Consider the following 7,587-nt stretch of genomic DNA (forward strand, 5'->3'; position numbering starts at 1 on the left):
CTCACCCTTCAAGACTGACATGGGCGCAGGCGATCTTCCAACCCTCCGGCCCCCGCTGCCAGACCTGAGTCTGCGCGCCATTCAGGCCCGATCCGGTTCGGCGGTACTCGGCGGTTGCCACTGCGATGTCAGCCGCGAGAACCCGGATCTCCACCCGCAAGAGATCGCGCGCCATGTCGGTGGCGTCTCGGGTCTTTCGGAAATTCGCAATCTCTTCGATGCCATAGAGCCCGCTGCCGGTCATCATGCGGATCGCCTGCGCATCGGGGCGGAAAAATCCGATCAGCGCTGCCACGTCGTTTCCGACCAGCGCCGCCTCGTATCGGTCGAACTCGGCGCGGATCTGCTGCGCCACCGCCTCGCTGTCGTAACCGACCATCTTTCTGCCTCCAGACCCGATGCTGCACTTGCATCGTGGCGGGTCTGCCCCACCGGCTGTCAAGCCCTTTCCCGAAAGGAGCCTCACCGATGACCACGGTTTTGCTTCAGGCCGAACCCGGCCCGATCCCGATTGCCGCTTCGCGATGCGCACTTGTCATCATCGACATGCAACGCGACTTTCTCGAACCCGGTGGGTTCGGAGAAACGCTGGGCAATGACGTGTCCTTGTTGCAAGCGGCGGTTGGGCCGTGCCGGGCGGCGCTGGCGGCGGCACGCGATGCCGGGATGCTGGTCGTCCACACCCGCGAAGGCCATCGCCCCGATCTGCTGGACGCGCCGCGCGCCAAGATTGACCGGGGCGCGCCTTCAAAGCGCATCGGCGATCCTGGCCCGATGGGGCGTATCCTGATCCGGGGCGAGCCGGGCCATGACATCGTGCCGGGCCTTGCCCCGGTCGACGGCGAGCCGGTGATCGACAAGCCCGGGAAGGGCGCCTTCCACCAGACCGATCTGGAGCAACTTCTGCGCAATAACGCCATCGACACGCTGATCGTCTGTGGGGTCACCACAGAGGTCTGCGTCCATACCACGATCCGCGAGGCCAATGACCGCGGCTATCGTTGTGTTGCGCTATCGGATGCCTGCGCCTCGTATTTCCCGGAGTTCCACCGGATCGGGCTGGAGATGATCAAGGCCCAAGGCGGAATCTTCGGCTGGGTCAGCGACACCACCAGTTTCGTCACTGCCCTGGACCCTGCCGCAGCAGCGGCCTGACCTCAACCCACCCATCGCGGAGAGAGCCCATGCAGACCACTCCAAGACTTTGGACACCGGGCGATTGGAACGCCCTTTTTGGCTTTGGCACCAATATCCTTGTAAACCTTCTGGTGCTGACGGGGCTGTTGCGCTTCGTGCTGCAGATGCCCGATGAAATCGTGTTCGGGCGGATTCTGCCCGCGCTTGGCCTGATGATGCTGCTCTCAACCGGATATTATGCCTGGCTGGCCTACCGTCTGGCCCAAAAGACCGGGCGCAGCGATGTCTGCGCGCTGCCATCGGGCATCTCGGTGCCGCATATGTTCGTGGTTACGTTCGTGATCATGCTGCCGATCTCGCTTTCGACGGGTGACCCCGTGAAAGGCTGGGAGGCCGGTCTGGTTTGGGTATTCTTCCAGAGCTTCATCTTGATGATTGGCGGCTTTGTCGCGCCTTGGGTCCGCAAGGTGACGCCGCGGGCGGCCCTTCTGGGCACGCTGGCGGGCGTTTCGATTGCCTTCATCTCGATGCGCCCGGCGCTTGAGATGTTCATGAACCCGGTGATCGGGGTCGTCTGCCTGTCAATCATCCTCGTGTCCTGGTTCGGCGGTGCGCGCTACCCGCGCGGCATTCCGGCCGGGCTGGTGGCGATCGCCTTCGGGATGCTGATTGCCTGGGGTGCGGCGGCACTGGGCTTCGAGGTGGCCGGCATCAGTGTGGCAGGTGTCGGCGCAGCGGTCTCGAGCTTCGGATTTTCGCTGCCGATCCCAGCTTTCGATCATGTGTTCAATGGGTTCCAGTTCCTTGGGATCATCCTTGTGACCGCCATTCCCTTCGGCATCTACGATCTGGTCGAAGCGATGGACAATGTTGAATCCGCTGAGGCCGCCGGTGACCATTACCCCACCACGCGGGTGCTGACCGCCGATGGCGTGGTTTCGTTGATCGGCTGCCTGATGGGCAATCCGTTCATCAACGCGGTCTATATCGGCCATCCGGGGTGGAAGTCGATGGGCGGGCGGATCGGCTATTCCGCCGCCACTGGCGTGATCGTTGCCCTGTTGTGCTGGTTCGGGGTGATCGCCCTGCTGCTGGCGCTGGTGCCGGTCGTCGCCATCTCGCCGATCCTGCTCTACATTGGCATGCTGATCGGGGCGCAGGCGTTCCAGACCACGCCCATGACCCATGCCCCGGCGATCGTGTTGGGGATGCTGCCGCACCTTGCCGCCTGGGCAAAAACGCTGATCGACGGCGCGCTTGGCGCGGCGGGTGTGCAGATGTCACCCGAGTTGATCAGTGGCATGGCGACCGGTGGCGTGCTTTACGAAGGCCTGGTGGTCTTTGGCAGCGGCGCCATCCTCTCGGGGCTCGTGCTTGCGGCCATCGCGGTTTTCATCATCGAACGCAAGTTTGAAATGGCCGCGGCCTTCGCACTGGCCGGGGCGGCGATGACCTTCCTGGGCTTCATGCATGGCGAGACGCTGGGCTTCAACGTAACGCCAATGGTGTCGCTGGCCTATGTGATTGTCGCGGGCTTTCTCATGGCCTGCTCCAAGGCTGGCGCGATCAGCTTTTCGACCGCGCCCGAGCCTGTGGCCTCGGATGCCCCTTCGGCGCATCCTGCGGAATGAACTTCGTGCCAGAGGACACCTACATCGACGCGGCTTCAGGGATGGTCGGGCTGACCATCCCTGAAACCTGGCGCCCGGGCGTCCGGCGCTTTCTTGGCATCGCGGCAGAGATGGCGGCGGTGCTGGAGGCGGTGCCGCTGGAGGATGGCGAACTGGCGCTTGCGCCGGTCTATCGGCTGCCTGGAGTGACGCATGACCGATGATCCGCTGTCGCCCTGGGCCAGTGCCACCGTGATCGCCAACGCCCTGCGCACGGGCGGGGTCAGCGCAGTTGAGGTGGCCGAAGCTGCGCTAAATCGGGTGCAGGCTGTAAATCCCCGGATCAATGCCTATACGGAGGTCACGACCGCCCGCGCCTTGCGCGAGGCACGGTCGCTTGACGCAGCGCGGACTGCGGGCAGGCCGCTTGGCCCGCTGGCTGGAGTGCCTTTTGCAGTAAAGAACCTGTTCGACATCGTCGGTCTGCCGACGCGCGCAGGATCTCGGATCAACCGCGACCGCGCGCCCGCGCGGACGGACGCCACACTAGTTTCCCGGATGAACAGGGCGGGAGCTGTCTTGCTGGGGGCCTTGGGCATGGGCGAGTACGCCTATGACTTCACCGGCGAGAATGCCCATGACGGCGCGTGCCGTAACCCGCACGATCCAGCCCGGATGAGCGGTGGGTCCTCCTCTGGATCTGGCGCCGCGACGGCGGCAGGGATTGCGCCGGTTTCGCTCGGGTCCGACACCAATGGATCGCTCCGCGTCCCGGCCTCGCTGTGTGGGGTGTTCAGCCTGAAGCCGACCTATGGCCGGCTGTCGCGGGGCGGCACTTTCCCCTTCGTGGACAGTCTCGACCATCTCGGCCCCATGGCGCGCAGCGTGCTGGATCTGGCCATCGTCTATGACGCACTGCAAGGGCCAGACCCCGCCGATCACGCCTGCACCGACCACCCCGTAACGCCAATGGCTTCTGTGCTGCCAGATGTTCGGGGTCTGCGGATCGGCGTGCTGGACGGGTGGTTCCACGACAATGCAGGGCATGAGGCGCAGGCGGCGGTTGCGACGGTGGCCGCAGCGCTGGCGCCGGACTGCCACGTCTTGCCAGTCCGCTTTGACGCTGCCGAGCCGGTGCGGGCGGCGGCCTATCTGATTACCAACAGCGAAAGTGCCGCCTTCCACCTTGATCGGCTCCGCCTGCGGGCAGCAGAGTTTGATCCCGATACCAGGGACCGGTTTCTGGCCGGGGCGTTGGTGCCTGCAGCATGGGTCAGCCGGGCGCAGCGGGTCAGGCACTGGGGGCTTCATCAGGCGCAGGAGTTGTTCCGCTCGGTCGATATCCTGATTGCTGCTGCCACCCCCTGTCCCGCACCGCTGGGCGGAAGCAAGGTACTGCATGTGGCCGGGCGCGATTTGCCGCTTCGCCCCAACCTTGGGCTGCTGGCACAACCCTTCTCTGCTATCGGCCTGCCCGTGACGACGGTTCCGGTATTCGCGCCGGGCACCATGCCAATCGGCGTTCAGATCGTCGCCCCACCATGGCGCGAAGATCTAAGCCTGAGAGTCGCGCGATTTCTTGAGGCCGCCGAGGTCGCCGTGGCCCACGCGCCCGTAACGAAATCGGTAGGGGAACGGGCAGGGGAACGGGCAGGGGGGCGGGTGGCCAGCGCAACGGCCCGGTAGCGAATGCAGCCCGGCCCCGGCGGCTGGCTCTGGAGCCACTTCGATCACCTTCATCCGCTACACCAGGTGGACCGACGCGGCCGGTGTAGACCTTCTGGGCCGGCCGGAGGCAGCCGAAGATGAAAACCCCCGGCACGTCGACTGCAGCGCTCAGATCCTGGGGGTGCTCAGCAGGTGCCTCCGAAAAACTGAACACCTGATATCCCACCGAGCATCTTGGGGTCGGTGCCACCGAAAATCCGGTCTGCGCTGTCATTTCCATCGATGACGTCTGCATCGCTTCCGCCAAACAGCGTGTCATCTCTCGTGCCACCGCCCATCGAGGCGTTCCTGCCACTTGCACGGACCACGTCGCCGCCTTGGACGACGCATAGGGGTGCATGGCGGTTCCGGAAGACCATTTGTCCCTGCGCCCTGCGGTACATTTACGTGGCAGCAATCCAGTGGAGAGGAGTGCCTCCTGAGGGCGACGCACTATTTTGGCGACGTCAATGGGCCGGGCACCCACGCGAGCTATCGCCTGGTGGAACGAATGCTGTCGGTGGCATTGATCTGCATCAATGCAGGGCGCACAGATATATGTGATGCAAAAATATGAATATTGGCATTTTGAGGCCGATCCGCGGGAGTGTGCGGCCGTAGGGCCATCGCCGGGCTCTTTCCGAGCGGGGGAAGATGCCGAGGCAGCCCGGAGGGTCAAACGACTTGGCGAAGGCAAGAGCAACAAGCCCGAGGCCCCAGCACGGTAACCGACCGAGGGCTGGTTTGTGAGAAGTACCTGCTGTCAGGCGGGTGGCAACGATTTGTGCGAGTGCAGAGCGTCCAACATCATATCGTCGAGGAGAATGGGTGAAATGAGGATCAGTATTCTTTTCGTTGCCGTCATTGCGGCTATGGCCACGCCGTCCCTTGCGCAGATGGGGCCGGGATATGGGCCGCAGTGGGGCGGCCCCAATGGTGGCTGGATGCCATGGCAGGGTTCCCCCAATGCGCCAATGATGGGGTGGGGGTCAGGGTATGGCATGGGGCCTGGAGCTCCTGATAGCAACCCTGGGTACGGTGGTATGCGGGCTTGGGGTGACCCGAACATGCCCGGTCGCGGCCGGTTTGCCTCAATCGACGCCAACGAGGACGGTTACGTTTCGAGCGAAGAAGCAGCCTCAAGCGCCGATATGGTGTTCTCGGCAATGGATACCGATGATGATGGCGTGATCACTCTTGATGAATTCATGGCGGTTCGAATGGGGGCGCAAATCGCAGTGAACCCAGACCGACAGGCGCTGATGCAGGCGCGCAAGAAAGCCAGGTTTGATCCAATGGACTCTGACAGCGACGGCTCAGTATCCAAGGCGGAGTTCATGGCGGCATCCAAAGCTCATTTTGATGCGGCCGACACCGACCAGGACGGCAAGGTCACGCCATGGGAGATCCGTGCCTCCATCTGGAACTGAACGCCGGGTCAGGATCGCTTTTCCCCTGTGGCGATAGCTGTCTGACTGGCGAGGTGCGGTCTGTGCCGCGCCCTCCTATTCTGATGTGCAGTGGCGGCTTCTGGCCAGAGAAGCCGTGAACCTTCCCGTGGGGAACTATTCGCCTGCATCATACACGCGGCGGCCATCCGGCCTACCACTGCGATGAAGTGCCCCATTACCGTCGGAGCAAAAATTCGGGTTAAGGCGGCTGGAAGCGGCGGTGCCAAATTGGGCAACGTTAGGGGCGTGAATGTCTCGCAGTGGGCGAGGCGGGGCCCTGATCAGGCCGCCGACATCGGCCTCCATGATCAGCTGATGCACGGCCTCGGCCATGCCGCTCAGAAAGTTGCCCTGTTCGTGCTTGGCCAGAAGCTCGGACAGGTCCATGTTGGATTTGCCCAATGGGGTCTCCGTAGAGTTCGTGGTTGAAGTGTCGAAACTCCTCCTCGACCGTACACCTTGATGGCCACCCGGGATTGCACCGTCGAAGGCGCTGAAACGATACGACGTGCGCGGACGCTAACGCCCTGAAGCCCATACCTTGCAGGTGTTTTCGAAAGGGGTGAGGCTGCTAGGAGTATTCCGCCTGCGAGCAAAATTGTGTGCGGCGAGGAAGTCACCGAGGTGCGCACGCAGTTGCGCCGCGTCATGTATACCCCCGCAAACATCCGTGCAAACAGCCGCGTGCCGTTAATGACAGCTTCCGCCGTCCTGCTCCGACATTGACGTCGCAAAGCAGATAGTCCCGGCACGCCATCCGTATCACTATCGACATAGTCCACCCCGACATCAGGATCAGCCATGACGCGACCTGCCAAGGAACTGCACGACAACGTCTCGGTGCCCTTCAATCGCGCCCGGGCCATGCCAAAGTCCGTCTACACCAGTGCCGAGTTCGTGGCGCTGGAAGAGCGGCATATCTTTGCGCATGACTGGATCTGTGCAGGACGGGCCGAAACGCTGCCAAACCCCGGCGACTTTCTGACCCTCACCCTTGCCGGAGAGCCGGTCATCGTGCTGCGTGACCGTGACGGTCAGGTGCGGGCCATGTCCAACGTCTGCCGCCATCGCATGTCGACGCTGCTTGAGGGGCGTGGCCATGTCCGCTCCATCGTCTGCCCCTACCACGCATGGACCTACAATCTGGATGGCAGCCTGCGCGGCGCGCCAGCGATGACCTTGAACGAGGGCTTCTGCAAAGAGGACATCACCCTGCCAAAGATCCGCTGCGAGGTCTGGCAGGGCTGGATCATGGTGACGCTGAACAGGAAGGCCGCAGCCCCCGAAATCGCTCTGCGGGGGGTACGGGATCTGATCCCCAATCTCGACATGTCGACCTATACCGAAACCTACCGTGAAACCTTTCGCTGGGCGACGAACTGGAAGGTTCTGGCTGAGAACTTCATGGAAAGCTACCACCTGCCCATGTGCCACGCCGGGACAATCGGCGGTGCCTCGCGGCTGGAAGAGATGGTCTGCCCCGAAGGTACAGACGCCTTCAATTACCATTGGATCCTCAAGAATGACACGGTGCCGCTGGCGCTGGCGCATCCATCCAACACAACGCTGACCGGCGATGACCGCCGCAAGACATGGCTTCTGGCGATCTATCCTTCGCTGCTGATCACGCTGACGCCGGGTTACTTCTGGTATCTGTCGCTGACCCCGGATGGTCCAGGGCA

The 7,587-nt window shown here is 63.2% G+C and carries 8 protein-coding genes and 1 pseudogene; 6 read left to right on the forward strand and 3 right to left on the reverse strand.

Annotated features, from left to right (window positions below; genetic code table 11):
- Position 1 precedes the first annotated feature (1 nt).
- The gene (locus FQU74_RS19155) at positions 2-379 is read right to left on the reverse strand and encodes an AtzH-like domain-containing protein (RefSeq protein ID WP_146288081.1); all 378 of its coding nucleotides are present in this window, start codon (positions 377-379) and stop codon (positions 2-4) included.
- Between the two features lie 89 nt (positions 380-468).
- On the opposite strand from FQU74_RS19155, the gene FQU74_RS19160 reads away from it, so the two are divergent.
- The 4 genes from FQU74_RS19160 to FQU74_RS19175 are packed head-to-tail and all read left to right on the forward strand — an operon-like array spanning position 469 to position 4,433.
- Positions 469-1,155 carry a cysteine hydrolase family protein gene (locus tag FQU74_RS19160; protein WP_146288082.1) on the forward strand — a complete coding sequence of 229 codons (687 nt, stop codon included), beginning with the start codon at positions 469-471 and terminating at the stop codon, positions 1,153-1,155.
- A 29-nt stretch (positions 1,156-1,184) separates the two neighbouring features.
- Positions 1,185-2,768 carry a regulator gene (locus FQU74_RS19165; protein WP_146288083.1) on the forward strand — a complete coding sequence of 528 codons (1,584 nt, stop codon included), beginning with the start codon at positions 1,185-1,187 and terminating at the stop codon, positions 2,766-2,768.
- Positions 2,765-2,971 carry a DUF4089 domain-containing protein gene (locus FQU74_RS19170; protein WP_146288084.1) on the forward strand — a complete coding sequence of 69 codons (207 nt, stop codon included), beginning with the start codon at positions 2,765-2,767 and terminating at the stop codon, positions 2,969-2,971. The genes FQU74_RS19165 and FQU74_RS19170 overlap by 4 nt, the downstream gene beginning before the upstream one ends.
- The gene (locus FQU74_RS19175) at positions 2,961-4,433 is read left to right on the forward strand and encodes an AtzE family amidohydrolase (protein ID WP_146288085.1); all 1,473 of its coding nucleotides are present in this window, start codon (positions 2,961-2,963) and stop codon (positions 4,431-4,433) included. Before FQU74_RS19170 ends, FQU74_RS19175 begins: the two co-directional genes overlap by 11 nt.
- A 167-nt stretch (positions 4,434-4,600) precedes the next feature.
- Here the strand turns inward: FQU74_RS19175 and FQU74_RS19815 are convergent, their stop codons facing one another.
- Positions 4,601-4,858 carry a hypothetical protein gene (locus tag FQU74_RS19815; protein ID WP_421800993.1) on the reverse strand — a complete coding sequence of 86 codons (258 nt, stop codon included), beginning with the start codon at positions 4,856-4,858 and terminating at the stop codon, positions 4,601-4,603.
- A 663-nt stretch (positions 4,859-5,521) separates the two neighbouring features.
- On the opposite strand from FQU74_RS19815, the gene FQU74_RS19370 reads away from it, so the two are divergent.
- The gene (locus tag FQU74_RS19370; RefSeq protein ID WP_158635645.1) at positions 5,522-5,884 is read left to right on the forward strand and encodes an EF-hand domain-containing protein; all 363 of its coding nucleotides are present in this window, start codon (positions 5,522-5,524) and stop codon (positions 5,882-5,884) included.
- A gap of 294 nt (positions 5,885-6,178) precedes the next feature.
- Here FQU74_RS19370 and FQU74_RS19820 read toward each other — a convergent pair.
- Positions 6,179-6,307 (reverse strand): annotated as a pseudogene (locus tag FQU74_RS19820) (IS256 family transposase); the annotation flags it as partial.
- A 399-nt stretch (positions 6,308-6,706) separates the two neighbouring features.
- Between FQU74_RS19820 and FQU74_RS19190 the strand changes: the two are divergent.
- Positions 6,707-7,587, forward strand: an 881-nt coding sequence (locus tag FQU74_RS19190; protein WP_146288087.1) for an aromatic ring-hydroxylating oxygenase subunit alpha, incomplete at its 3' end; no start/stop codon positions are given.

Source organism: Gemmobacter aquaticus (assembly GCF_007859075.1).
Lineage (GTDB): Bacteria > Pseudomonadota > Alphaproteobacteria > Rhodobacterales > Rhodobacteraceae > Gemmobacter > Gemmobacter aquaticus.